The sequence below is a fragment of the Pseudochrobactrum mosebachae genome, assembly GCF_048914685.1.
Taxonomy (GTDB): Bacteria; Pseudomonadota; Alphaproteobacteria; order Rhizobiales; family Rhizobiaceae; genus Pseudochrobactrum.
The window spans coordinates 2,575,824-2,601,985 of record NZ_CP128408.1; the positions used below are offsets into that span (position 1 = coordinate 2,575,824).

Annotated in this window: 19 protein-coding genes; 16 read left to right on the forward strand and 3 right to left on the reverse strand. The window is 51.8% G+C overall.

The window, feature by feature from the left end:
• Positions 1 to 133: 133 nt before the first annotated feature.
• From MP213Fo_RS11725 to purU, 8 genes are all read left to right on the forward strand, one after another.
• Positions 134 to 1,156, forward strand: a complete 1,023-nt coding sequence (locus MP213Fo_RS11725; RefSeq protein WP_421089177.1) for an efflux RND transporter periplasmic adaptor subunit — start codon at positions 134 to 136, stop codon at positions 1,154 to 1,156.
• Positions 1,156 to 2,277, forward strand: coding sequence for an efflux RND transporter periplasmic adaptor subunit (locus MP213Fo_RS11730; RefSeq protein ID WP_421089178.1), 1,122 nt, complete (start codon positions 1,156 to 1,158; stop codon positions 2,275 to 2,277). The genes MP213Fo_RS11725 and MP213Fo_RS11730 overlap by 1 nt, the downstream gene beginning before the upstream one ends.
• Positions 2,274 to 5,375 (forward strand): efflux RND transporter permease subunit, encoded by a 3,102-nt coding sequence (locus MP213Fo_RS11735; protein WP_421089179.1) that lies wholly within the window; start codon positions 2,274 to 2,276, stop codon positions 5,373 to 5,375. Before MP213Fo_RS11730 ends, MP213Fo_RS11735 begins: the two co-directional genes overlap by 4 nt.
• A gap of 90 nt (positions 5,376 to 5,465) precedes the next feature.
• Positions 5,466 to 6,293, forward strand: coding sequence for a GntR family transcriptional regulator (locus MP213Fo_RS11740; RefSeq protein WP_421089180.1), 828 nt, complete (start codon positions 5,466 to 5,468; stop codon positions 6,291 to 6,293).
• Positions 6,290 to 7,321 carry an SIS domain-containing protein gene (locus MP213Fo_RS11745; RefSeq protein ID WP_421089181.1) on the forward strand — a complete coding sequence of 344 codons (1,032 nt, stop codon included), beginning with the start codon at positions 6,290 to 6,292 and terminating at the stop codon, positions 7,319 to 7,321. Before MP213Fo_RS11740 ends, MP213Fo_RS11745 begins: the two co-directional genes overlap by 4 nt.
• The gene (gene nagA, locus MP213Fo_RS11750; RefSeq protein WP_421089182.1) at positions 7,321 to 8,553 is read left to right on the forward strand and encodes an N-acetylglucosamine-6-phosphate deacetylase; all 1,233 of its coding nucleotides are present in this window, start codon (positions 7,321 to 7,323) and stop codon (positions 8,551 to 8,553) included. The genes MP213Fo_RS11745 and nagA overlap by 1 nt, the downstream gene beginning before the upstream one ends.
• 2 nt (positions 8,554 to 8,555) lie before the next feature.
• Positions 8,556 to 9,284 carry an SIS domain-containing protein gene (locus MP213Fo_RS11755; RefSeq protein WP_421091126.1) on the forward strand — a complete coding sequence of 243 codons (729 nt, stop codon included), beginning with the start codon at positions 8,556 to 8,558 and terminating at the stop codon, positions 9,282 to 9,284.
• Positions 9,285 to 9,514: 230 nt separating this feature from the next.
• The gene (gene purU, locus MP213Fo_RS11760) at positions 9,515 to 10,399 is read left to right on the forward strand and encodes a formyltetrahydrofolate deformylase (protein WP_421089183.1); all 885 of its coding nucleotides are present in this window, start codon (positions 9,515 to 9,517) and stop codon (positions 10,397 to 10,399) included.
• 197 nt (positions 10,400 to 10,596) lie between these two features.
• Here the strand turns inward: purU and MP213Fo_RS11765 are convergent, their stop codons facing one another.
• Together MP213Fo_RS11765 and MP213Fo_RS11770 are read right to left on the reverse strand one after the other, a co-directional pair.
• Positions 10,597 to 12,132 carry an aldehyde dehydrogenase family protein gene (locus MP213Fo_RS11765; protein ID WP_421089184.1) on the reverse strand — a complete coding sequence of 512 codons (1,536 nt, stop codon included), beginning with the start codon at positions 12,130 to 12,132 and terminating at the stop codon, positions 10,597 to 10,599.
• A 75-nt stretch (positions 12,133 to 12,207) separates the two neighbouring features.
• Positions 12,208 to 13,599 carry a VOC family protein gene (locus MP213Fo_RS11770; protein ID WP_421089185.1) on the reverse strand — a complete coding sequence of 464 codons (1,392 nt, stop codon included), beginning with the start codon at positions 13,597 to 13,599 and terminating at the stop codon, positions 12,208 to 12,210.
• A gap of 224 nt (positions 13,600 to 13,823) precedes the next feature.
• Here MP213Fo_RS11770 and MP213Fo_RS11775 point away from each other — a divergent pair, with 224 nt between their 5' ends.
• The 7 genes from MP213Fo_RS11775 to MP213Fo_RS11805 all read left to right on the forward strand — a co-directional run bounded on the left by MP213Fo_RS11775 (position 13,824) and on the right by MP213Fo_RS11805 (position 22,177).
• Positions 13,824 to 14,756, forward strand: coding sequence for a LysR family transcriptional regulator (locus MP213Fo_RS11775; RefSeq protein ID WP_421089186.1), 933 nt, complete (start codon positions 13,824 to 13,826; stop codon positions 14,754 to 14,756).
• A gap of 172 nt (positions 14,757 to 14,928) precedes the next feature.
• Entirely contained in the window at positions 14,929 to 16,212 is a 1,284-nt protein-coding gene (locus MP213Fo_RS11780; RefSeq protein WP_421089187.1) for an NAD(P)/FAD-dependent oxidoreductase, read from the forward strand.
• Positions 16,213 to 16,567: 355 nt separating this feature from the next.
• Positions 16,568 to 17,500 (forward strand): ABC transporter substrate-binding protein, encoded by a 933-nt coding sequence (locus MP213Fo_RS11785; RefSeq protein WP_421091127.1) that lies wholly within the window; start codon positions 16,568 to 16,570, stop codon positions 17,498 to 17,500.
• 12 nt (positions 17,501 to 17,512) lie between these two features.
• Positions 17,513 to 19,213 carry an ABC transporter permease gene (locus MP213Fo_RS11790; RefSeq protein WP_421089188.1) on the forward strand — a complete coding sequence of 567 codons (1,701 nt, stop codon included), beginning with the start codon at positions 17,513 to 17,515 and terminating at the stop codon, positions 19,211 to 19,213.
• On the forward strand, positions 19,201 to 20,274 hold the full coding sequence (locus MP213Fo_RS11795) for an ABC transporter ATP-binding protein (RefSeq protein WP_421089189.1): 1,074 nt from the start codon (positions 19,201 to 19,203) through the stop codon (positions 20,272 to 20,274). The genes MP213Fo_RS11790 and MP213Fo_RS11795 overlap by 13 nt, the downstream gene beginning before the upstream one ends.
• Positions 20,271 to 21,434, forward strand: coding sequence for an MBL fold metallo-hydrolase (locus tag MP213Fo_RS11800; RefSeq protein ID WP_421089190.1), 1,164 nt, complete (start codon positions 20,271 to 20,273; stop codon positions 21,432 to 21,434). The genes MP213Fo_RS11795 and MP213Fo_RS11800 overlap by 4 nt, the downstream gene beginning before the upstream one ends.
• Complete coding sequence (locus tag MP213Fo_RS11805) at positions 21,434 to 22,177, forward strand: 5'/3'-nucleotidase SurE (RefSeq protein WP_421091128.1); 744 nt, start codon at positions 21,434 to 21,436, stop codon at positions 22,175 to 22,177. The genes MP213Fo_RS11800 and MP213Fo_RS11805 overlap by 1 nt, the downstream gene beginning before the upstream one ends.
• Positions 22,178 to 22,235: 58 nt before the next feature.
• Here MP213Fo_RS11805 and MP213Fo_RS11810 read toward each other — a convergent pair whose 3' ends face one another.
• Entirely contained in the window at positions 22,236 to 24,542 is a 2,307-nt protein-coding gene (locus MP213Fo_RS11810) for a Tex family protein (protein WP_421089191.1), read from the reverse strand.
• Positions 24,543 to 24,729: 187 nt separating this feature from the next.
• Between MP213Fo_RS11810 and MP213Fo_RS11815 the strand changes: the two genes are divergently transcribed.
• On the forward strand, positions 24,730 to 26,124 hold the full coding sequence (locus MP213Fo_RS11815; RefSeq protein WP_421089192.1) for a sensor domain-containing diguanylate cyclase: 1,395 nt from the start codon (positions 24,730 to 24,732) through the stop codon (positions 26,122 to 26,124).
• Positions 26,125 to 26,162 lie beyond the last annotated feature (38 nt).

The following is a 26,162-nucleotide window of genomic DNA, read 5'->3' on the forward strand; positions in this document are numbered from 1 at the left end:
CAAACGACGCTGGTTATTTTCTTGCATAGCTGTTCTTGCTGCTGTTCCTGTTTTTGCAGCACATTCACAAACCATAAATACTCAACCTGCTCTGGCGCCGGCATCAGAACTTTATAATGCACACAGAGTGGCTGTGAGCGCCAGAACTGTTGAAGTTTCTGACTATCGTTCGCAATTGATGCTTACCGGCAGTATTGCTGCGCGTAACCTTATCAATCTGGCATTTCGTGCTTCCGGACAGGTGATCGAGCGCAATGTTGATGTGGGCCAGAAAGTTGAGGCTGGTTCATTGCTGGCGCGGATTGATGCGGTTGATCAGCAGGCTGCATTGCAATCGGCGCAGGCATCGCTCAATGCAGCGCGGGCGCAGCTCACACAGGCAGTGGCCAATTATAACCGGCAGGATGTACTTTTAAAACAGGGCTTTACCACCCGCAGCCAATTTGGCAGCGCTGAAGAAGCCAAACAGCGTGCTGAATCTGCATTAAAAAATGCTGAAACCCAGATGAAGAATGCACAGGATATGATGAGCTATACGGAATTGCGCGCTCCGCGCTCCGGTGTGGTGACTGCGCGCAATATTGAGGCCGGCCAATTGGTGCAGGCGGCACAAACGGCTTATGTGATTGCTGCTGATGGTGATCGGGATGCGGTGTTTGACGTGCAGGAAGCTTTGGCTGCACATGCTGAAACGCTTGAGGAAAGGGGCGGGTTAAAGGCGCTGCCTCAGGTCAGCCTGTCACTGACCTCAGATCCGTCTATACGTGCTACCGGCCATGTGCGGGAGGTGGCACCGGTGGTGAATGCCAGAACCGGAACTGTGCGCATAAAAGTGGAAATTGATACACCGCCGGCCGCGATGACATTAGGCGTGCCGGTTACCGGCAGTCTGATGCTTCCCGCAATACGCGCCATTATATTGCCCTGGAGTGCCTTAACATCGCAGCAGGGCAAGCCGGCAGTCTGGGTGATTGATCCGCAGACTAACAAGGTGTCCTCCCGTCTGGTCGATGTGCTCGATTATGAACGCGAGAAAATCATCATATCTGAAGGAGTTGAGAACGGGCAGCTTGTTGTGACCCGCGGCGGGCAGATGCTGGGTGAAGGGGCTCAAGTCGACATCTTGTTGCTCGATGATCAGAAGGTGGCACAATAATGCGATCAGGTGAGATGACAATGCGGGAGGTACGCAGATTGCTCAGCTCGGGTGCAACCGGCTTGCTGCTCTGTGCGGCTTTGCTGCTGACATCGTGCAGCGATGAAAATCAGGATGCAGCAGAACCGGTTATCCGGCCGGTTCTGACAGTCATTGCCACTGCAGAGCTGGCGCAACAAGGCGGATTTGCCGGTACAGTTGAACCGCAATTCAGCACAGACCTTGCTTTCAGAGTTATGGGCCGGTTGATCCAGCGCAATGTCAATATCGGTGATTTTGTTGAAAAATCACAGATTGTGGCGATGATTGACCCAGCCCAGCTTGATCTGAATTTGCAGGCCGCAAAAGCCGATATGGCCAGTGCCGAGGCGCATTATGTTAATGCCGCTGCCACCGAAGGCAGACAGGCGAAACTGCTCGATTTACGCAGTATTCCGCAATCCATGTATGACAGTGCCAAACAGGCATTGGATACTGCGGTGGCCGAGCGGGAAAAAGCCGCCGCCGCATTGCATAAAGCACAGGAAGAGCGCGGCTTTGCACAGCTCGAGCCTGATTTTTCCGGTGTGGTGTCTGCGGTGAATGCGGAGGTGGGGCAAGTGGTTTCGGCCGGACAAAGTATTGTTACAGTAGCACGCCCCGATATTCGTGAAGCGGTGGTGGATATGCCGGACAGTCTCGCTGAAACGGTCAAGAATGGCGATCAGTTTTTAATGTTTCTGCAAGCTGATCCGACAATTCAGGCTGGTGGCCATGTGCGCGAGGTTGCACCGCAAGCTGATAGTGCCACCCGTTTGCGCCGTGTTAAAATTACACTGGATCACGTGCCGGAGGCATTTCGTCTGGGTACAACCATCACCGCATTACGCAGCCATGGTGAGAGCGTAAAGCAAATCACACTGCCATTGACAGCGCTGCTGGAGCAAAATGGTAAAACCTATGTCTGGGCAGTTGATACGCAAAGCCAATCGGTGCGTCGTATAGCGGTAGATGTGGTTAAACGCACTGAGCACAATTTTATTGCTTCAGGTATTGAAGATGGCCAGATGATTGTGACTGTGGGCGTGTATAGTCTGCAAGATAACCAGAAGGTTAAGCTGCCGCGGGGAGAAGACCAGTGAAGAAATTTAACCTCTCTGACTGGGCACTCAATCATCGCTCGCTGGTATGGTATTTCATGCTGGTGTTTTTAATCGCCGGTATATTTGCTTATATCAATCTGGGGCGTGAGGAAGATCCGCATTTTACGATTAAAACCATGCTGGTTCAGGCGAACTGGCCCGGAGCCTCTGTTGAGGAAACTCTCAATCAGGTCACTGACAGGATTGAGAAAAAACTTCAGGAGCTTGATAGTCTGGATTTTACCAAGTCGGTAACGACACCGGGCAAAGCTGTTATTTTTATCAATCTTAAATCAACGACCAAAGCACGTGATGTTGAGAAAATCTGGCTGCAGACCCGCAACCTGATCAATGATATTAAAAGCAATTTGCCTGAAGGGGTTCTAGGGCCGTTTTATAATGACCGCTTCGGTGATGTTTATGGCAATATTTATGCCTTTACATCGGATGGTATGAGCCACCGCCAATTGCGCGATTATGTTGAAAACATCCGCAGTCAGGTTTTGTTGCTGCCAAGTGCGGGTAAAGTCGATCTGATCGGCGCGCAGGATGAAGTGATTTATCTTGAATTCTCCTCACGCCAGATTGCAGCCCTAGGGCTGGATCAGCAGGCAATTTTGAAGAGCCTGCAGGATCAGAATGCGATTACTCCTTCCGGTGTGATCAATGCGGGGCCGGAGCGGCTTTTTGTTCGTGTCAGCGGGCAATTTACCTCAGAAGAAAGCCTGAAGGCTGTGAATTTGCGGGTTAATGACCGTTTTTTCCGTCTCAGTGATGTGGCGACCATTAAGCGTGGCTATACAAATCCGCCGGAAAGCCTGTTCCGGTATAACGGACAGCCAGCGATTGGTTTGGCAATCGGTATGAAACCGAATGAAAACCTGCTGGATTTTGGTAAAGCTCTGCATCAGTTGATGGCAGGTGTTGAGAGTGAGTTACCCGTTGGTATTAGTGTTCATCAGGTCGCCGATCAGCCTGAGGTGGTTGATGATGCGGTATCAGGCTTTACGAAAGCGCTGTTTGAGGCTGTAGCTATCGTCTTGGCTGTCAGCTTTATCAGTCTTGGTGTCCGAGCCGGTTTTGTGGTGTCGCTGTCAATTCCGCTGGTGCTGGCGATTACCTTCTTGGCCATGCAATATATGGATATTTCACTGCAGCGTGTTTCGCTCGGGGCTTTGATTATTGCGCTCGGGCTGCTGGTGGATGATGCGATGATTGCGGTGGAAATGATGGTGGCTCGGCTGGAGGCCGGTGATCCGATCAACAAAGCTGCAACTTATGTTTATACCCATACCGCATTTCCGATGCTGACCGGCACACTGGTGACGATTGCAGGCTTTATTCCGATCGGGCTCAATACCAGTCAGGCGGGCGAATATACCTATACGCTGTTTGTGGTGATTGCCGTATCGCTGACAGTATCTTGGGTGGTGGCAGTGCTGTTTGCTCCGTTGCTCGGTGTGAGTATTTTGCCAAAAACCATGAAAAAACATGATGAAAAGCCGCGCCGTATCGGTATGGCTTTTGATGCGGCTTTGCTGTGGTGTATGCGTCATCGCTGGACCACAATTGTTGCAACGATCGCGCTGTTTTTTGTGTCCTTGGCCGGTGTGACCCAGATTGAGCGACAGTTTTTTCCATCCTCTGACCGGCCTGAGCTGGTAATTGACTGGAAGTTACCAGAAAACAGCTCGATTGCTGAAACACAGGCACAGATGCTGCGTTTTGAAGAGACAATGCTCAAAGACAATGGAGATATTGTGCATTGGAGCAGCTATCTCGGGCAGGGGGCAGTGCGGTTTGTTCTGACCTTTGATGTGCAGCCGGTTAACCCGTATTTCGGACAAATGGTGGTGGTTGCCAAAGATGTTGAGGCGCGTGACCGGCTGAAAAAGCAATTCGACGATGTGCTGCGCAAAGATTATATCGGCACAGATACTTTCGTTAAATTTCTCGAGCTCGGCCCTCCGGTCGGGCGTCCGGTGCAATATCGTGTGAGCGGGCCTGATATTCAGACCGTGCGCGGGCAGGCGCAAAAGCTTGCTGCAGTGATGGCACAGGATCAGAGATTGGGCATTGTGACCTATGACTGGAATGAGCCGGCGCGTGTGGTGCGGGTGGATGTGTTGCAGGATAAAGCCCGTAAACTTGGGGTTAGCTCCAAGGATATTGCGATGACACTGAACAGTGTTGTCGGCGGGCTGGCAATTACGCAGGTACGTGATGCCACTTATCTGATCAATGTGGTGGTGCGCGCTCAGGAGCAGGAGCGCGACCGTATTGAGACGTTGCGCAATTTACAGATAGGTACGGGAAACGGGGATTCTATTCCGCTTGCTTCCATCGCCAATTTCCAATTCGAGCTGGAACAGCCGGTGGTGTGGCGGCGTAACCGTGTGCCAACCATAACGGTTGCGGCAGGTATTCTCGATAAGACAATGCCGGCAACCGTTGTCGAGGAGATGCAGAAAGATGTTGATCTCTTTGCGCAGACTATGCCTGCGGGTTATTCGGTTCATACTGCCGGTACTGTTGAAGAAAGCACTAAAAGTCAGGGGCCTATTGCGGCCGTTGTGCCTTTGATGCTGTTTGTGATGGCGACCATTCTGATGATCCAGCTGCAAAGTTTTCAGCGGCTGTTTCTGGTGGTGGCGGTGGCACCGCTTGGACTGATTGGTGTGGTGGCGGCATTGCTGCCAAGTGGCAAGCCGCTCGGCTTTGTAGCTATTCTCGGTGTGCTGGCGCTGATCGGTATCCTGATCCGTAACTCGGTGATCCTGATAGTGCAGATTGAGGATCATATTAAAGAGGGTATGCATCCGTGGGATTCTGTCGCCTATGCCTCACAACATCGTATGCGGCCGATTGCACTTACAGCGGCGGCGGCCAGTCTGGCGCTGATCCCGATCTCGCGCGAGGTGTTCTGGGGGCCGATGGCCTATGCAATGATGGGCGGTATTATTGCCGGAACAGTGATTACATTGCTGTTTCTGCCGGCGCTCTATGTGGCATGGTTTCGCATTAAAGAGCCGGAACAGCCCAAGAGTGAACCGGAATCCGGTGCTGTACCGGATGAAGAAAAACCATTACCCGCTTAAAAAGACAGGAGCTCCGGCTCCTGTTTTTTTATTGGTGCGGGCATGATTATTCATTTGCCAGTGGTCTTAAAAAGGTATTATGTTTGAGCGATGGATAATACCAGATTACTCCCTTTGCTGCAGAGTGGTTTAGCAGCGCAAACCATTGGCGGCCCGCTTTATAAGCAGGTTGCGCTGGTGCTGACCAATCTGATTGAAGACGGCAATTTGACTGCCGGCAGCAGTCTGCCGCCGGAGCGTGAACTGGCGCAGGCGCTGGGAATGGCGCGTGTTACCATCCGCTCGGCCTATCAGTCTTTGCTTGAAAACCGCCTTGTTGAGCGCCGTCACGGCAGCGGCACCTATATTTGCGAGAGACCTCAGAAGATCAGCCAGCCGCTGTGGCAGCTGACATCATTTTCACAGGATATGATCGCACGGGGCAAAGTGCCGGGGGTGCGTATTCTCTCTGGTGGTATCGGTAATCCGTCGCCGGAAGAGGCATTTCAGCTTGGTATTTCCATGCAGGATCAGGTGGTGCGGGTTGAGCGTTTGCGCCTTGCCGATGATATGCCGATGGCAATTGAACGCGCTGTGGTACCGCAGCGTTTGCTCGGCACGGCAGCAGAGCCGCATAGATTATCCAATAGCGGGCAGGAGCGTGAGCTGGCGCAAGCAGTGCTGAGCGGTGCCTTATCGCTCTATACCGCGCTGGAACAGCATGGCTATAAGCCGGTGCGGGCGCTGCAGCGGTTAACGGCCATTGTGCTGGATCCGGTTAATGCGCGTTTGCTCGGTGTGGCTGATAAAGCTGCGGCTTTGCAGATGGAGCGCGTATCGCGCACGCAGACAGACCGAATTGTTGAATATACCCGTTCGCTTTATCGCGGGGATGCATATGACTTTATTGCGGAATTGAAAACGGGAGAGGTCGGATGACCGCACTACCATCATTAATGCTTCAGGAAACTGAACAGGCGGCCGCCATTGTTGCTGGCCTTTTACAAGATCAGAGGTTGGTTTTTGAAGAAATCGCAGCCTTGTTCGCATCACGTAAACCTGCATTGATTTCGACCTGCGCCCGTGGCTCTTCTGACCATGCAACGACCTATTTTAAATATCTGGCAGAGATTACACTCGGCTTGCCGGTTGCCTCACTCGGGCCTTCCGTTGCCTCTGTTTATAATGCGCCGTTGCAGCTCGGCTCTGCGGTGCATTTTACTGTTTCGCAATCAGGCGCCAGCCCTGATATTGTTGCTATGCAGCGCGCCGCCAAAAATGCTGGTGCAGTAACAATCGCCGTGGTGAATGTGACTGACAGCCCGCTAGCACGTGATGCCGATATTGTGTTGGCTCTTGGCGCAGGGACTGAAAAAAGCGTGGCAGCCACCAAGTCGTTTATCGCATCTGCGGCCGCATTGGCAGGTGTTGTTGCCGCTGTGAGCAAGGACATGTCTTTGCAAAACGGTTTGCAAAAACTACCCGATGCGCTGGCTGGCGTAAATGTGGCTGCGGGCAATGCAGTTGAAAACAGCTTGGCGGAAAAACAGTCGCTGTTTATTGGCGGGCGCGGACCTTCAATGGCAATCGCGCTGGAAGCGGCACTGAAAGCCAAGGAAACCTCTGCAATTCATGCCGAGGCATTTTCGCTAGCAGAGCTGATGCACGGGCCGATGCGTTTGGTTGAAGGTGGTTTTCCGATTATTGCCTTTCTGGCGCAGGATCAGGCTTATCAGCATAATATGCTGGCTTTAGAGCATCTTGAGCGTATTGGCGGTTCCATTCTGGCTATTTCACCGCTGGATTTGCCGTGGCAACATATCAAGACACCGCAAACCGGCTCGGCCTTTGTGGATCCGCTGGTGGCGCTGGCCGCCTATTACCGGGTTATCGAGGCGGCTACCCGCCGCAAAGGCTTTAATCCGGATAAGCCACTTAATTTAAATAAGGTAACGGAGACTGTGTGATGAGTATTCAGTTGCTGCATGGTGCACGTTTATTTGATGGCCACAGATTTCATGAGCAGAGCGGTTTGCTGATCGAGAATGGCAAAATTATCCGCCTCGTTGAAGCGGGCAATGATCAGGGACAAAGCTGGCCTGAAAATACCCAGATCATTGATCTGCAGGGCGGTATTCTGGCGCCGGGATTTATTGATGCGCAGGTTAATGGCGGCGGCGGGGTTATGCTGAATGACGGGCCGTCTGCCGAGCTGATGTTTACGATTGCTGCCGGACACCGTCCTTATGGTACCACCAGCCTGCTGCCAACTTTGATTACGGATACCGGCGCGGTTACCGCCAATGCAATGGCAGTGGCGGCAGATGCGGTTGCTGCCGATAAAGGCGTGGCCGGTTTGCATCTTGAAGGCCCGCATCTGGCGCCGACAAAAAAAGGTGCACATCTGGCTGAACTGATGCGCCCTGTGGCGGCTGATGATATTAAAGCTATGATTGCAACTGCTGAGAAGATTGGTACTCAGAAAACCGGCACAGAGAAAACCGGTTGTCTGGTGGTGACGATTGCCGCTGAACAGATTACGCCCGATCAGGTGCGTGAACTGGCTGAAGGCGGCGTGATTGTTAGTATCGGTCATAGTGATTGCAGCTATGAAGAGGCGATGCAGCGCTTTGATGCCGGTGCACGTGGCGTTACCCATTTGTTTAATGCGATGAGCCAGTTTGGGCACAGAGCACCTAATCTTGTCGGTGCTGCTCTTGATCATCCTGCGGTTTGGGGTGGAATTATTGCCGATGGACATCATGTGGAACCGGCAGCACTGCGTGTAGCCTTGCGGGCAAAGCGTGGTGAGGGGCGCCTGTTTTTTGTCACCGATGCGATGTCACTGGTAGGTTCAGGGCGTGATACATTTCAATTGAATGGCCGCACCATTCAGCGCATTGAGGGCGGTTATTGTCCTAAATTGGTGCTGGAAGACGGTAAAACGCTGGCGGGGTCTGATCTCGATATGGCATCTGCCATCCGCTATGGTATGGCGAAACTTGACCTTTCAACCGAAGAAGCGCTGCGGATGGCCACATCCTATCCGGCAGCATTTTTGAAGCTGACAGATCGAGGTGTGTTGGCACCTAATAAACGTGCTGATCTGGTATGGCTCGATGATCAATGTCATGTCAAAGCAACATGGATTGCTGGTCAGGGGCAAAATTTTGATCAAAATCAGGATCAAGCGCTATGAGCATGGCTGTCATTGATGAATATTTCGGCAAGCTGATCGCCCAAATCAAACAGGTGCAGGCCAGTCAGGCGCACTCTATGGCGCAGGCTGTTGATTTGATTTTAGAAGCGGCCAGACAAGACAAGCGGGTATTTGTGTTTGGTACCGGCCATTCGCATATGCTGGCAGAGGAAGTGCATTACCGCGCGGGCGGATTGGCCATCACGGTGCCAGTGCTTTCAGCCATGACCATGCTGCATGAAGGGGCTTATTCCAGCACCCAATTCGAACGTATCAGCGGTCTCGTGCAGCCGTTGCTGGAGCGTTATGGCATTGGTGCCGGTGATGTGCTGATTGTGGTTTCAAATTCCGGTGTGAATGCTGCACCTATAGAGGCTGCCCGTTTTGGTCGCGATCAGGGAGCCGCGATTATTGCCCTCACTTCGGTTGCTTATTCGCTGCAGGCGGCAAACGGACGTGTGCGGCTTGCAGAGCTTGCTGATATTGTTCTCGACAATCAGATACCTGCCGGTGATGCGCTGGTGCAATTGCCGGGCTCGGAAATGAAGGCGGGTGCAGTTTCAACCGCGATAGGAGCAACAATTCTTAATGCCGTGCTGACAGCTGTTGCCGCAGAACTGAGCCGTGATGGTGGGGATGTGCCGGTCTATCGCAGCGCCAATATGCCGGGTGCCGCTGACATCAATGCGCGATTGGTCGAAAAATATAAAGCGCGCAATCCGCATTTATGAGCCGCGACCCTTACGATAAAATTGCGCTGTGGCGGGTGTTACATTTAACCAGAGCTTTTAAGGGTGTTTGACAGAAATCCGTCAAACAAAAGCGTAAACGGGACTGTAAAGCCTGAAAATTCTGTGTAAGAGCATCTTAGCGGTTCCGGTTTGAAAGGAACCGCCAGAGCATGGCAAGTTTTACGAAGCTGCTCTGTTGATAAACTCTTGAAACTTAAGGTATGCGCCCCATGCAAAATTATGTGTTGACCGTCAGTTGCCAGTCACGCCTCGGTATAGTTGCTGCTATTTCCGGATATCTTGCGACTATGGGGTGTAATATCGTTGATAGCGCCCAGTTTGACGATCTGGACACCGGTAAATTCTTTATGCGGGTCAGCTTTATCATTGAACAAGATAAAAGCTTTGAGCAGGTTGCCGGTGGCTTTCAGGCCGCAGCTGATGAATTCGGCATGATTTATGATTTCCACGATACCCGCAAAAAAGTGAAAACCCTGTTGATGGTCTCACGTTTTGGTCATTGCCTCAATGATCTGCTCTATCGCTGGAAAATCGGTGGATTGCCGATTGATATTGTCGGGGTTATTTCCAACCATTTTGATTATCAGAAGGTTGTGGTCAATCATGATATTCCGTTTCACCATATTGCGGTGACCAAAGAAAATAAGGCGAAAGCCGAAGCGCGGATGCTGGATATTGTTAATGAAACCGGCACGGAGCTGGTGGTTCTGGCGCGCTATATGCAGGTGCTCTCCGATGATCTCAGCCAGCAAATGTCTGGCAAAATAATCAATATTCACCACTCGTTCCTACCATCATTTAAAGGTGCCAATCCTTACAAGCAGGCCTATGAGCGCGGTGTTAAACTGATCGGCGCTACTGCACATTATGTGACCGCAGATCTTGATGAAGGCCCGATCATCGAGCAGGATGTTGCCCGCATCACTCATGCCCAAAGCGCTGCCGATTATGTTTCGATCGGCCGTGATGTTGAAGCGCAGGTGTTGGCGCGTGCCATTCATGCCCATATTCATCACCGTGTTTTCCTCAACGGCAACCGCACAGTTGTGTTTCCGGCCAGCCCGGGTTCTTATGCTTCTGAACGCATGGGCTAAATGGGATTTCGGCTCTGACGGGCTGCAAATGGAAATTTCCTCCACTTCCGGTGCTTACGTACAATAGTACGCTGCGCGCCGGTTCTCAAAAATCACCATTTTCGCCACGCCATAACCAAAATCTTGGACGCCGAGTTTGTTGTAGAAATAAAAAAGCCCCGCATTGCGGGGCTTTTCTTTGATCATCAGATTGATGATTATTCGATATCGAAGGATACGCCCTGTGCGAGCGGCAGTGCCTTGGAGTAGTTTACGGTGTTGGTTGCACGGCGCATATAGGCCTTCCATGCATCCGAACCGGATTCACGACCGCCACCGGTTTCTTTTTCACCACCGAATGCGCCGCCGATTTCAGCACCGGATGTACCGATGTTAACGTTGGCAATACCGCAATCCGAACCTGAGGATGAGAGGAAACGCTCAGCTTCCTGCAGGTTGAGTGTGAAGATCGAAGATGACAGACCGGCACCAACTGCGTTGTGGTGTACGAGTACATCGTCGAAATCACTATATTTCATCACATAAAGGATCGGTGCGAAGGTTTCTTCGAAAACCGGACCAACCTGTGAAGGCATTTCAACGATAGCAGGCTTTACATAATATGCACTGTCTTCGCCGATTGCTACGCGGTCACCACCGGTAACCTTGCCACCATGGGCTTTGGCATCTGCAATCGCTTTCTGCATCGCGTCGAAAGACATTTTGTCGATCAGCGGGCCAACCAGAGCTGAAGATTCCAGCGGATTGCCAACGGATACGCTTTCATAAGCTTTGGTCAAGCGTGGTACGAGGGTGTCGTATACGCTTTCATGCACGAACAGGCGGCGCATGGTTGTGCAACGCTGACCGGCAGTGCCCATGGCACCAAAAGCAATAGCGCGCAGAGCCATGTCGAGATCGGCTGACGGGCAGACGATACCGGCATTGTTGCCGCCGAGTTCGAGAATGGCGCGGGCAAAACGCTTGGCAAGACGCGGGCCAACATCACGGCCCATGCGTGTGGAACCGGTTGCCGAAACCAGCGGAACCTTCGGATGGTCAACCAGAACTTCACCGATTGTACGATCGCCGATGATTACAGCCGACAGACCCTTAGGCGCATCTGCACCAAAGCGTGCAACTGCACGGTTGAAGATAGCTTCACAAGCAAGTGCTGTGAGCGGAGTTTTTTCTGAAGGCTTCCATACAACTGCATCACCGGCAACCAGTGCCAGAGCTGCGTTCCATGACCAAACAGCAACCGGGAAGTTGAAGGCAGAGATAACGCCGACAACACCAATCGGGTGCCATGTCTCCATCATGCGGTGACCAGGACGCTCGGTCGCAATGGTCAAACCGTAAAGCTGACGGGAAAGACCAACTGCGAAATCGCAGATGTCGATCATTTCCTGAACTTCGCCAAGACCTTCTGAAGTGATCTTACCGGCTTCAATCGAAACCAAACGGCCGAGATCGTCTTTGGTCGCGCGCAGTTCTTCACCGAGAAGGCGGATCAGTTCACCGCGGCGTGGAGCCGGAACATCGCGCCATGTGCGGTAAGCTGCATCAGCTTCTTCGATCATACGGGCAGTGTCTGCAGCCGAATGAGTTTTGAGAGCGCCGATCTGTTCACCGGTAACCGGGCTGAACGAGGCAAGATCACCGCCGGTATAGGCAGCGCTGTCAACGCCGAGCTTGGCGAGGATGTCTGCAGCTTCCTGCTTGACGTTTACTTTTTTAGTATCGGTGGTCATTCGCATTCCCTATTCTTTTATCGTTCTGAGCAGCCTGCGGTTTATGGCAGGCTGCTGTTTAGATAGCTTACGGTGTTATTCTGCTGCGGCGGTAAAGGCGAGAGCCTTAAGTGCTGCCTCAACAGATTCGCGCTCAATGCGGGCATAATGTTCAAATTCATTGAGTACGGTTGCGCCGAGATCGCTCTCGAAACGCTTTTGGTTCGGGCTTTCAGTGAATTCCTGTGTATCGTCGTCGCCCAGATTGGACTGGAAGATACCCGCAGCACTGACCGGCAGGAAATCTTCATAGACAATTGCGTCGAACTGGATTGCACCATCTGCAATTAATGCATCAAGATTGGCAAGGCTCAGCTCATGTTTGGCTTTCGAACGGTCTGCAACGCTGTAAGCGAAGTAACCAAGACCCTGTTCACGAATTTCAGCCCATGTGTCCGGAAATTCTTCAAAAACTTCACCAAGTATACGCACATAGTCTGCGGCATTGGAACCGTCTGGCGCAGGGCGAATACGGGCGCGGGTTTTATCCAGCAATGCATCATAAAGGCCGCGGCCTTTTGGTGTCAGCGCAATACCGCGCTGTTCGATTTCACCAAAACGGGCAGTATGTGTGCCAGCTTTCCATTCGCCGTTTTCATCGGTGAAGGAAACTGATTCTTCCAGTGCTTTGAAAGAAGTCTGACGCAAGAGAACCGCGCATTTACGGGTTGGCGGGCCTTCAACAACAGCTTTAGGGGAAATGTTGCGCTCCGGCATCTGCGCCTGAATCGCATCAATATCCAATGTGCGTGGTGTCAGATGGTTGATATGCGGGCCTTTGAAAGACACAACATCAGCGATCAGGCGATGTGCATCATGCAAACGGTGATAGAGATCAGCGCTTACATTGGCTTTATCATGCCAGCGGAATGTTTCCAGTACTTCGAGAACGAATTTGTCAGCCTGCGTTTGGGTGAGGCCACCTTGTTTTTCAGCAAGCTCAATCAGCTCAATCGCACCGGCAGTGAAAATATTGCGCTTGGCCAATGTTTCTTCAGCTTCTGCACGCAGGGCTTCATCTGCAATCAGATCAAGACGCAGCAGCGAGGTGAAAACGCGGAACGGGTTGATCTTGAGCGATGCATCTGCAACCGGACGAAATGCGGTGGAATGCACAGGCACACCGGCAGCCGACAGATCATAATAACCAACCGGATACATACCCATTACCGCATAAGCGCGGCGCATCATCGATAATTCTGCGGCGGTACCAAGACGGATGGCGCCATGACGCTCTTCTGAAATACGATCCAGAGAATCAGTGTCTTCCAATCGCTCCAGCATTTCCGGCTGGGCTTTCAGCGTTGCCGCATTAACATCTGCTACCAGTTCCATCAGCGTGCCGTAAGCCGGTACTTCAGTGCGGTACATGCCGGACATGGCGGCCGAAAATGCGGAGCGAATGCTATCGGCTGATACGAAGTTCATGGTTTGCCTCCTTGGGGGCTTTCCGTCTTATGTGATGGTTTATGCTCTTTGGGAGCCGCATAAGCGCATCGCGTTGTGTTTAAAAGGCTGCATAATTTCTTTTTAAATCGATTTCCATCGGATGAAATACGCAACAGATGTTGATATCATGACTAAAATTGATCATATCAGCTGTAGTGGCCGCAGTATTGCGACGAAACCGACTATGTTTATGCGAGGCAGGAATGAAGCTCAGTCGTCGGCTAATCCCGGATATCGCCATTTTGCAGGCTTTTGAATGCGCTGCACGTCATGGCAGTTTCACACAGGCAGCCCATGAGCTGAACCTGACCCAAAGCGCGGTGAGCCGCCAGATCAAGGATTTGGAGGGACAGCTCGGGGTTTTGCTATTCGAGCGAATCCGTCAGCGTATTCTGTTGTCTGATGCCGGGCGCAAGTTTTTGCCTGAAGTTCGCAGGCTTTTGAACCAGACAGAAGATACAATGCTGCGGGCTATGGCGTCTGCGCAATCTTCCTCAGCCTTTAGTGTGGCAACGCTGCCAACCTTTGGCGCGCGTTGGCTGATGCCGCGCATTCCGGATTTTATTACTGAAAATCCCGGCGTGGCGTTTAATGTTGGCTCACGCACCGGCGTGTTTGATTTTGAAGACTACCCGTTTGATATGGCTATTCATTATGGTCAGCCGGTCTGGGCACATGCGACCTGCAACTATCTATGCAGTGAACTTGTGGTGCCGGTTGCCAGTACCGCACTGATTGAAAGCCATCGGATTGTCGAGCCGGAAGATCTGCAAAAAGAGCCGCTCTTGCATTTGACCACACGTCCTAAAATGTGGACACAGTGGTTTGAGCTTTGTGAAGTTGATGCCCGCACCACCTATAGCGGCCACCGCTTTGACCAGTTTTCTATGGTGATTGAAGCGGCCGTTGCCGGCCTTGGTGTTGGTTTGCTGCCGGTTTATCTCATTGAAAAGGAATTGCAGGACGGTCGTTTGCGTATTCTGTTTGATAAGCCGATGCGTACTGAGAATGACTATTATCTTGTGGTGCCGGAAGGCAAACATGAGAATCCGTTGATTCAAACATTTTCAAGCTGGATTCGCGGGCAGGTCGGCCAGCATGATTATATGGCGCTGGTGCATCTGAGTGCCGAATAGTTGAGTGTTTCCAACAGATCATTCCGCAGGCGAATGATCTGTTGCGAAAACATTGCTACTGCTGCCAAAATTCAAAAGTATATAAAAATACATTGCTACAATACTTGAAGAGCGGATTTCACTTTTCCTGTAAATGTTTTTGTGACCCCTGTTTTTAAGAATCGAAACTAACATGCTCAATAATCCACGTTCGCACGGTCTTTGGGAAAAATCAGCGCCAGCGGCTCCGGTAACGCCTGTTCTTAAAGGTGATATCAGTGTTGATGTGGTGGTTGTTGGTGGCGGTTTCACCGGTCTTTCAACGGCACTCAATCTTGCTGAGCGCGGGTCAAAAGTTGCCGTGCTTGAAGGTGTTGAAATCGGCTTTGGCGGCTCGGGTCGTAATGTCGGTCTGGTTAATGCGGGCATGTGGGTCATGCCGGATGATCTGCCAGGCGTGCTCGGTCAAAAATATGGCGACCGTTTGCTGGAAGAACTCGGCAATGGTCCAAAAATGGTTTTCGAACGGATTAATAAGCATGGTATCGCCTGCGAAGCGACGCGCACCGGCACATTGCATTGTGCGGTTGGTGCAAGCGGATTGCGTGAGCTGGAAAACCGTGTGGAACAATGGCAGCGCCGCGGCGCGCCGGTAACGCTGCTCAATGCTGAAGAAACTGCCCGCAAACTTGGCACAAAAGCCTATAGCGGTTCATTGCTGGATATGCGTGCCGGTACCATTCAGCCGCTGGCCTATGTGCGTGGACTGGCGCATGCAGCACTTGCGGCCGGAGCACAGATTTTTACCGGATCGCCGGTGATTGGCACCGAGCGTCAAGGCAATGGCTGGGTGGTTAAAACCGCGCAGGGTACAGTGCGTGCTCAGTGGATTGTTGTGGCGACCAATGCCTATACAACTGCCCCATGGCCGCAGATCCGTGCAGAAATCATGCATCTGCCATATTTCAATCTGGCGACCAAACCACTGTCAAAAGAGTTGCAGGCACAAATCTTGCCGGAACGCCAAGGCGTCTGGGATACGAAGCAGGTTCTGTCTTCCTATCGCTATGATCAGGCTGGCCGACTGGTGTTTGGCAGTGTTGGTGCATTGCGCAATACCGGAACTGCTGTTCATACGGCATGGGCAAAGCGTGAGATGAAGCGCCTGTTTCCGCAGCTTGGCAATGTTGAGTTTGATTATGAATGGTATGGTATGATCGGCATGACCGATGACAGCCTGCCTAAACTCCATCGTTTCGATAAAAATGTGATCGGCTTCAGCGGTTATAATGGTCGTGGTATTGCTACCGGCACTGTGTTTGGTAATTTGCTGGCACGTCATATCAGTGGCGAAATTGCTGAGACCGAGATGCCATTGCCGGTGACTGAGCCTGAAACCCAGTCGATGCTTGCTATTCGCGAAGCTTATTATGAGGCGGGTGCACAAATCGCGCATTTTGCCGGGGCGCGTTTCTAAGCCCTGCATTAAACAATGCGCGCGTTTTTAAGCCCTGAATTAAACAATGGGCAAGGCTCTGAGCCGCTAGTTGTGTAAAGAGCGACGTTCTGAGTCCTTAACCGGGCTAAGCGCGTGGATTTTAGCCTTTTATTTATAAAATATATTCATAAAACAGGGCATTGTGCAAACAATGCCCTGTTTGTTTTTTGTGATGTATTTATTCTTTGTCATAAACTTGTAGTGTTCATTTAATAGATGAAGGCGACATACCGGTTGTTATCCGGTATCGGATGAATGATTTTCAGGGATAGTGATCATGATGCAGAAACGCGACCGTCGAAATACTGTTCTGGCAACGGCTCTGGCTTTGCTGATGAGCGGTGCTGCGGTACAGGCCGAAACACTCAATCTCTATACGTCGCAGCCGGAAGCCGATGCGACCAAGACGGTTGAAGCATTCCGCAAGGCCAATCCTGATATTGATGTGCAGGTGTTTCGCTCCGGTACCAGCGATATCTTGAGCAAGCTTGCAGCCGAATTTGCGGCCGGTGCGCCGCAGCCGGATGTACTGCTGATTGCTGATGCTGTGTCGATGGAATTATTGAAAAAAGATGATCGTCTTAAAGCCTATGAGGGCGCTAAGACCGATGGTCTGACTGAGGGTTCGTTTGATAAAGATAAAACCTATTTCGGCTCCAAGCTGATCACCACCGGTATTGCCTATAATAGTGCTGCTAAGAACAAGCCTGAGAGCTGGGCTGATCTTGGCAAGGATGATTATAAAGGCCAGATCGTAATGCCAAGCCCGCTTTATTCGGGTGCTGCAGCCTATCTTTTATCCGGGTTTGCGATGAATTCAGAGTTGGGCTGGGATTATTTCGAAAAGCTCAAAACCAATGAGCTGATCAGCGTGCGGGGCAATGGTGCGGTGCTGAAATCGGTTGCCAGCGGTGAAAAGCCTTATGGCATTCTGGTTGACTTTATGGCGTTGAATGCCAAAGCCAAAGGCTCACCGGTTGAGTTTGTCTTTCCTAAAGAGGGTGTGCCTGCGGTAACCGAGCCGGTGGCAATTATGGCAACTGCTAAAAACATTACGGGCGCAGAAAAATTTGTTGATTTCATTCTCTCAGATGACGGGCAAAAACTGGCTCTGGAGCAGGGTTATCTGCCTGCTAAAGAGTCTGTTGGTCGTCCGAGCTGGTTGCCTGAAGGCACTAAAATTAACATCATGCCGATTGATACACTCAAAGTTCTGGGTGTAACAGAGGCCGATAAAAAACGCTTCTCGGAGCTGTTCGGCGGTTAAGGCATCATTTTAATGTCCGATAAAATATTTGGTCAGAGCCGGGATACGGCTCTGATCTTTCTTGTGGCAGCGATTGTGTTTTTGCTGTCTTTATGGCCGATGCTGCGTTTGGCCAGTGAGATTATTGCGCCCAACGGCCAGTTGACTGACAGCGCTTTGCAATCTGCGTTGCGTTCAAAATCCACATGGGTTGCGACCCGTAATTCGCTCATAACCGGTTTTGGCGGTACACTGCTTGCGGTGCTGCTTGGCAGCACTGTCGCGCTCTTGGTCAGCCTGACCAATATTCGCGGCCGTGGTATTTTTGTGTTGCTTTTTGTGGTGCCGCTTTTGATTGCCCCGCAGGTGACAGCGCTGGCATGGTTGCAATTATTTGGTCCTGCCAGCCCGTTTTTAAAACTGATTGGTTTGGCACCCGAGCTTGGCAGCCGCAATCCGCTCTATTCTATCAGCGGTATTATTGCATTGCTGGGCATTCAATATGCGCCGTTGGTGTTTCTGATCGTGCGAGCGGGCTTACGCAAGCTGCCGCGTGAGCTGGTTGAAGCAGCCTTAAGCAGTGGCGCCAGTAAATGGCAGGTGACGGCTACAATCATTCTGCCACTGATGACCCCTTCGGTGATCGGGGCATCGGCACTGGCTTTTGTATCCTGTGTCGGCAATTTCGGTATTCCTGCATTTTTGGGTATTCCGGCCAATGTACTGGTCCTGCCAACCCTGATTTATCAGAAACTGGCAGGTGGCGGACCGTCGGTGTTGTCGGAAGTGGCTGTTTTGTCGATGCTGATCGGTGTGATCGCCATGGCGGGTATTCTGTGTCAGGATTATATGGCACGCCGCCGTGATTACCGGATTGCCTCAACCTCTTTGCCCATAGCGCCTTTTCCACTGGGCAAACGCCGGTTACCGGTTGAGATTTTGTGTTGGCTGCTGATTGTGATTGTGCTGCTGCTGCCGATGTTCGGCTTGCTGCTGACAGCGCTGGTGCCTGCCTTCGGCATTCCGTTGACCTTGCAAACTGCAACCGCAGATAATCTGAAATTCGTGTTGTTCGAACATGCCGGTGTGCGGCGGGCGCTGTTCAATTCATTCACGCTGTCGCTTGCAGCCGCAGGTTTTGCGGTTTTGGTTGCGGTGCCGCTTGGTTATCTGATCACATGGCGGTCGCGCTGGTGGACAAGGCTGCTCAATCTTGCAGCCGAACTGCCCTATGCTTTACCGGGGGTGGTATTGTCGATTGCTGCCTTGCTGATGTTTCTCAAGCCCATTCCGGTGGTAGGATTACATCTTTACAATACAATCTGGATTATTCTCTATGCCTATCTGGCACGGTTTTTGGTGCTGGCATTGCGTCCGACCATAACCGGCTTGCACCAGATTGACCGCGCATTGGAAGAGGCGGCGCAGGTGGCTGGTGCGGGTTTGCTCACCCGTTTGCGCACAATTGTGTTTCCACTGGTGGCGCCGGCAACGCTTGCCGGTGGTGTGCTGATTTTTATGACGGCTTTTTCGGAGCTGACTGTTTCAGCGCTGCTATGGTCATCAGGATCGGAAACACTGGGCGTGGTGATCTTTTCATTTGAGCAGGGTGGTGATTCACCTTTTGCGGCAGCGGTTTCTGTGCTGGTCGTGCTGATTACATTCTTACTGATGCTGGTAACCAATTTATTTGCCAGATATCTGCCAGACGGAGTTCTGCCATGGCGGGATTAAACATCTCTCATCTTTCCAAGAGTTTTAACGGCACAAAAGTTTTGTCTGATGTTTCGCTGGATATTACCAATGGTGAGTTTATTGCGGTGCTGGGGCCATCGGGCTGCGGTAAGACTACTTTACTGCGCATGATTGCCGGATTTGAGCAGGCGGATGATGGTGCAATCCATGTTGGCGAGGTGCTTGTAACCGGACAGGGGCATTTTGTGCCACCGGAAAAACGCCGCGTGGGCATTGTATTTCAAAATTATGCGCTGTGGCCGCATATGAGCGTGGCTGAAAATGTTGGCTATAGTCTCAAAGTTGCCAAAATTGACAAGGCCGAGCGTCTGCGCCGTGTGGAAGAGGCGTTGAAGCTGGTTAATTTGCAGGGCTTTGGCGAGCGCCGTCCGGCCAATCTTTCGGGCGGCCAGCGGCAGCGCGTGGCGCTGGCGCGCTGTCTTGTGGCAACGCCGTCACTGGTGCTGTTTGACGAGCCGCTGGCTAATCTTGATGTGCATTTACGCGCCTCAATGGAAGACGAGTTTGCGCGCTTTCATAAACGCACCGGCACCACCATTGTCTATATTACCCATGATCAGGCCGAGGCTATGGCGCTGGCGGATCGTATTGCAGTGATGGATCAGGGCAGGTTGATGCAATTTGCAACACCGCAAACGCTCTATAACGAACCTGCCAATGCCATGGTTGCCTCGTTTATTGCACAAGGCATGGTGCTGCCGGCTGATATTATCAGCGTCAATGGCAGCGGTTTCTGTGAAGCGCAGGTACTTGGCATACAAGTGCGCTTGCGCTGCCGTGCCAATGAAGTTGTGCGCAATAATGCACAGATCTGCGTTCGTGAGGACGATCTGGAGCTGGTCAAAGACAGGGGATTTTCCGCCCGCGTTAAACGCTCGGTCTATCAGGGCGGCGGCTCGCGTATCGAAGCGGTGGCTGTGCAGAAACCTGAATTGAATTTACATTTTAATCTGGCTGATCCTGCCAGATTAAGCCCCGATGAAACTGTGCAATTAAATATCCGCTCGGGCTGGGTATTACCGGAAGCAGACAAAACATGAAAATAACTCTGCATGGCGGCTTTGGCGAAAAAGGACGTTTGGGGGTTGGCATAAGCACTGCTAATACCCGACTGCTGTTTGATATCGGCATTAAAGTCGGTGCCAGCGGACGCGATTATTATCCGCTGATCAGTGATGGTGATATTGCCGCGCTTGATGCTGTGCTCATTTCGCATGCTCATGAGGATCATGTCGGCGGGTTATTATGGTTGCTGAGCCAAGGCTTTCAGGGACGTATTCTGATGAGTGCCGAGACGCTTTCAGAAGCTGTACAAACAGTGCAGAATTATGCTGAAAAGCATCATCTGGAAGCAGTCACATTCCCGCATGACCGTATTGAGCTGTTTACAGCCGGTGATATTTTACAGGTTGGTGAGGCGGAAATTACCACCGGCTGCTCCGGTCATGTGGTTGGCGGTGTCTGGTTTTGTGTCACTCTGCAGGGACGTAAAGTTCTCTATAGCGGTGATGTGGTGCCGGATAGTCCGGTGCTGGAAATGGATGCATTTCCGCAGTGTGATTTGCTGTTGCTGGACGCTTCTTATGGTGCGGATGTGGTTTCCGGTGATATGCGGGTGCAGGAAATTCGCGAGTGGATTTTGAGCAATCGCGATGGTTGTTTGCTGCCCACACCGCTGTCCGGCCGCTCACTGGAACTGATGGCGCTGATGCCGGTTGGCTTTGCCATTCATGCAGATATGCGTGCAGCCCTTGCAGAGCAGATTGCTGTGAGCGGAGCATTGCGCGATGGTGTTGCGGCACGGCTCAACCAGCTGTTGCATACGGCACAGGATTGGCGTGAAGATCAGGCAATGCCGCGCTGCCCGCTGCTGAGTTTTGATGCTATGGGATGTGCAGGACCGTCGGTCTATGCCATGAACCGTGCGGTTAAAACCGGCTGGCCGGTATTGCTGACGGGGCATGTTCCGGAAGATACGCCGGCTTTCAATATGCTGAATGACGAGCTGGCCGACTGGATAAGGCTGCCGACCCACCCGACCCTGAGCGGAATGCTTATGCTGTGGGAGCAGGCAGGTAAACCACCGGTGCTTGGACATTCATGCTCGGCCTATTTACTCGCCGAGCTGGCAGTGCATATTCCGGCGCTACGCACAGATGCCAAAAGCGGCGATGTGATCGTGTTGGAGGCACAATCATGATGCGCATTTTAGTGTGTAATGATGACGGTATTGATGCGGATGGGCTGGCATTTCTGGAGCAGGCGGCACACGCTCTGAGCGATGATGTTTGGGTGGTGGCGCCCGATGCCAAACGCACGGCTGCAGGATCGTCAATCACAGTGGGCAGACCTTTGACTATGGTGAAGCGCGGTGCGCAGCGCTATTCATGTTCCGGTACGCCTGCCGATTGTGTGGTGAGCGCGATGACATGGCTGTTTAAGGATACAGCCAAGCCTGACCTGGTGTTAGCGGGCATTAATGACGGGCGCAATGTGGCGGAAGATTTGGCCTATTCCGGCACGCTTGGTATTGCCCGTGAGGCAACATTCTGGGGTATTCCGGCTATCGGTTTTTCACAAGTCAAGCAGCCAAGACGCACACCGCAGGATATACAGGCGCTGGTCATCTTACTGCAAACATTGTGGGCGCAGCGTAGCAGTTGGCAGTGTGAAGGCCATTGGCTGAGTATCAATCTGCCCCATAGTCTGCCTGCCCCGGTTGCCCAACCCCGTATCGGGCGCGATAAGATTGCAGGCTCTGCGCAGGTGTTGCACAGTGCTGACGATGAGACAGTGCTGATGGTGCCACGCGGGCGCCCGCATTCAACGCAAACCGGTGATGATAATGACCTGATTGATAGCGGGCATATCTGTATAAACCGGCTCAACTGGCTTGGTGAGACTTTGCTAAATGAGAGTCTTATCAAGTCGTTAACTGCGTAAGTTCTTAAGTTGATTCACAATAAAAAGGCCGCTGTTTAGTGCGGCCTTTTTTGTTGGGTTATTTGCGTTTCATCGCTTCGAGAAGTGCAGCACCAAAGCCGCCTTGCGCCTGCGAGGGTTTTTCCTGCGGCTTGGCAGTGAAGTGTTTTTGCGCCGGTTTCGGCCCGCGTTCAGACACAGGACGCGGCGCTTCTTCACCACCATCTTTGCGCATGGTCAGGCCGATACGTTTGCGCGGGACGTCAACTTCTGTCACACGTACTTTGACCACATCACCGGCTTTGACCACCTCATGCGGGTCCTTGACAAATTTATCGGCCAGTTGTGACACATGCACCAAACCATCCTGATGCACACCAATATCAACAAATGCACCAAAGGCGGCAACATTGGTTACCGTGCCTTCCAGCAGCATGCCGGGCTTGAGATCTTTGATGTCATCAATACCATCGGCAAAAGTTGCGGTTTTGAATTCAGGACGCGGGTCACGGCCGGGCTTTTCGAGCTCAGACAGAATGTCTTTCACCGTTGGCAGTCCAAAACGCTCATCAACAAACAGCTTAGGGTCGAGCGCCCGTAAAGCACTGGCATCGCCCATCAATGAGCGCACATCGCGGCCACATGCGGCCACGATTTTTGCCGCCACGCCATAGGCTTCCGGATGCACTGAAGAGGCATCAAGCGGCTCGGTGCCATTAGGAATACGCAAAAACCCAGCGCACTGCTCAAAAGTGCGGTTGCCAAGACGGGCAACTTTGAGAAGTTCCTTACGCTTTTTAAACGGACCTGTTTCATTGCGGTGGGCAATAATTGCCTCGGCAAGTGAAGCACCAAGGCCCGATACCCGCGCCAGTAATGAGGCTGAGGCAGTGTTGAGATCAACGCCCACAGCATTCACCGCATCTTCAACAACGGCATCAAGCATATGTGCAAGGCGGCTTTGATCCACATCATGCTGGTACTGGCCGACACCAATTGATTTCGGATCGATTTTAACCAGCTCTGCCAGCGGGTCTTGCAGGCGGCGGGCAATTGATACCGCGCCACGCAAGGAAACATCAAGCTGCGGGAACTCTGCCGCCGCCGCTGCAGAGGCTGAATAGACCGAGGCTCCGGCTTCAGACACAATGACCTTCATCGGCTTGGGTGCCGGCAGCTCTGTGAGCAGCTCGGCCACCATGCGCTCGGTTTCACGGCTGGCAGTGCCATTGCCAATGGCGATCAGCTCAACATTATGTTTACGGATCAGGGCAGCAATTGCAATCTGGCTGCCACGCAGATCATTGCGCGGCTGGAACGGATAAACTGTAGCCGTGTCCAACAACTTGCCGGTGCCATCAACAATGGCTACCTTAACGCCGGTACGGATACCCGGATCGAGCCCCATTGTGGCACGTGAACCGGCGGGGGCTGCCAGCAGCAAATCTTTGAGATTACGTGCAAATACATTAATTGCCTCAACCTCGGCGCGTTCACGCAGATCGCGCATCAGATCAAGCGAGAGGGAGAGCGACAGCTTCACGCGCCATGTCCAGCGTATGACTTCCATCAGCCATTTATCGCCAGCCAGAGTGCCGCCGACAGAATAGGCGTAAGCGATCATACGCTCAACCGGTTTGACCGGTGAACTATCCTGCGCATCGACTTGAATTTCCAGCGTCAAAAAATCTTCATTGCGTCCGCGCAGCATAGCCAGTGCACGATGCCCGGCCACCTTGTTCCATTGCTCACTGTGGTCAAAATAATCGGAGAACTTGGCGCCTTCCGTTTCTTTGCCTGCCACAACACGCGATTGCAAAGTGGCATTGTCTTTCATGTGATTGCGCAGGCGACCAAGCAGGTCGGCATTTTCAGCAATGCCTTCCGCAATAATATCGCGGGCGCCTTCAAGAGCGGCTTTTACATCGGCAATATCAGCGGTAATAAAGGTGCCTGCAAGCTCCGCAGGCACTGCAGCGCGGTTATCGAGGATTGCTTGCGCTAACGGCGCAAGGCCGCGCTCACGGGCAATCTCGGCGCGTGTACGGCGCTTTGGCTTGAAGGGCAGATAAATATCTTCAAGCTCGGCCTTGGTGGTGACTTTGGCAATTTTGAGCTCGAGCTCGGGCGTCAGTTTTTCCTGCGAGCGGATATTGTCGAGAATAGAAGTGCGCCGAGCTTCCAGCTCTCGCAAATAGACGAGGCGTTCCGACAGATCACGCAGCTGCGTATCATCCAGCCCGCCTGTCACTTCTTTACGGTAGCGGGCGATAAAAGGTACCGTTGACCCTTCATCCAGCAAAGTGATAGCGGCAATTGCCTGTTCAGTTTTGGCGTTAATTTCGCCGGCAATCAGAGAGGCAATCCGTCTTGTAATGTCTGTCATAAGAATCTCGTGCTGATAATATTGCGCTCATCATAGGCGCTTGATAGGGCGCATTGAAGGCTGAGAATTGAGATTGTTGTTTGCAAACGTAAAGTTGCAACAATTTTAAAGCCCCGCAGTTGCCTTGACGTTTTAGCTCTAGCTTACACTTATGCTCATGACGGGTATTTGGTTATCAGAGAGGCGCATGGTGTTGGAGCAGCAATTTATAAATTTAAAGCCTGTATCTGATGAGCAAGACAAGCTTATTTGTCAGCTGACAAACCTGATCGATAATGATCTGGCGGGCCTGTTATTTGTCGATATTAATGGCATTGTACGGGTTGTAAACGCGTATTGCTGCCAGTTGCTCGGTATACAATATCCGGTTGTGCAGGGCCGTAGCTTTGCTGATCTTTTGCCGGATAATACGGATGCACTTCGCATTGCTGTTGCGCAGGTTATGCAGGGTGAGGCACTCCCACATTTGGAATTGTATTATAACCATCAGAACCTTCTGGCGAATTGCAGCCGTGTGAGCCATACGGACGGATCTTTTGCGGGGGTGCGTCTTGTTCTTGTGGATATGTCTCAGTTTCAGCAGGCGATGTGTCAACTGAGGCTGGCAGAAGAGCGCAGTCGCTTTGCGCTGGAAAGTGCTGGGCAGTGGACATGGGATATGGATATCAAGACCAATCGCGTCTGGCGTTCACCGCAGCATGCCCGTGTGCTTGGTCTTGATATAAAAGTTCCACAGGGGCAGAGCTTGTCATGGGACATCGTTTTTTCTGAGGATAAAGCAATTGCAATGCAGGCCTTGGATGATGTGATTACGGGCAAATGCGACTTATATGAAGCGGTCTATCGTGTGCTGAAACATGATGGCGAACCACTCTGGATATTGAGCAGGGGCCGCGTCGTTGAGTGGGATGAAGCCGGCACACCGACACGGCTTTTGGCTACCAGTGTGGATATTAGCGGACAGAAACAAATTGAAGCGCAGTTATCACTGATCATTCTGGAAAAAGCCGAGCTTGAAAGAAAGCTGATTGAAATTAATCGCACACTCAGAAAACAGTCGGAATATGATTATCTGACCAATTTGCCCAACCGGCGTAAATTCAGCCAGCATTTAAGGCTCGAATTTATGCATGCGCAGGAAAACCAAAAGCCACTTTCGATCCTGATGATTGATGTGGACTATTTTAAAGCGTTTAATGATCTTTATGGTCATCTTGCCGGCGATAAATGCCTTACAGATATCGGACAGGTGCTGAGTGCCGTTATTTCTCAACAGCAACATGTGGTTGCACGCTTTGGCGGTGAGGAGTTTGTGGTGATTCTGGCTGATACGGCGCAGGCTGAGGCTGCCGTGATTGCGCAGACTATTGTGGATAGTATTACGGATATGAAAATTCCGCATACAGGCAGTTCATTTTCAATTGTAACGGCTAGTATCGGTGTTGGTACATTCGACGCGCAAAATAATAAAACAATTACTGATCCCTATGCGCTGCTGAATCTGGCCGATAAAGCGCTGTACAAAGCCAAAGGCACGGGAAGAAACGGCGTGCGAGTGTGGGACACCGAAGAAAGCAAATGACGCTTTGCTCAAACGTATCTATGCATGCCAGCTGCTAA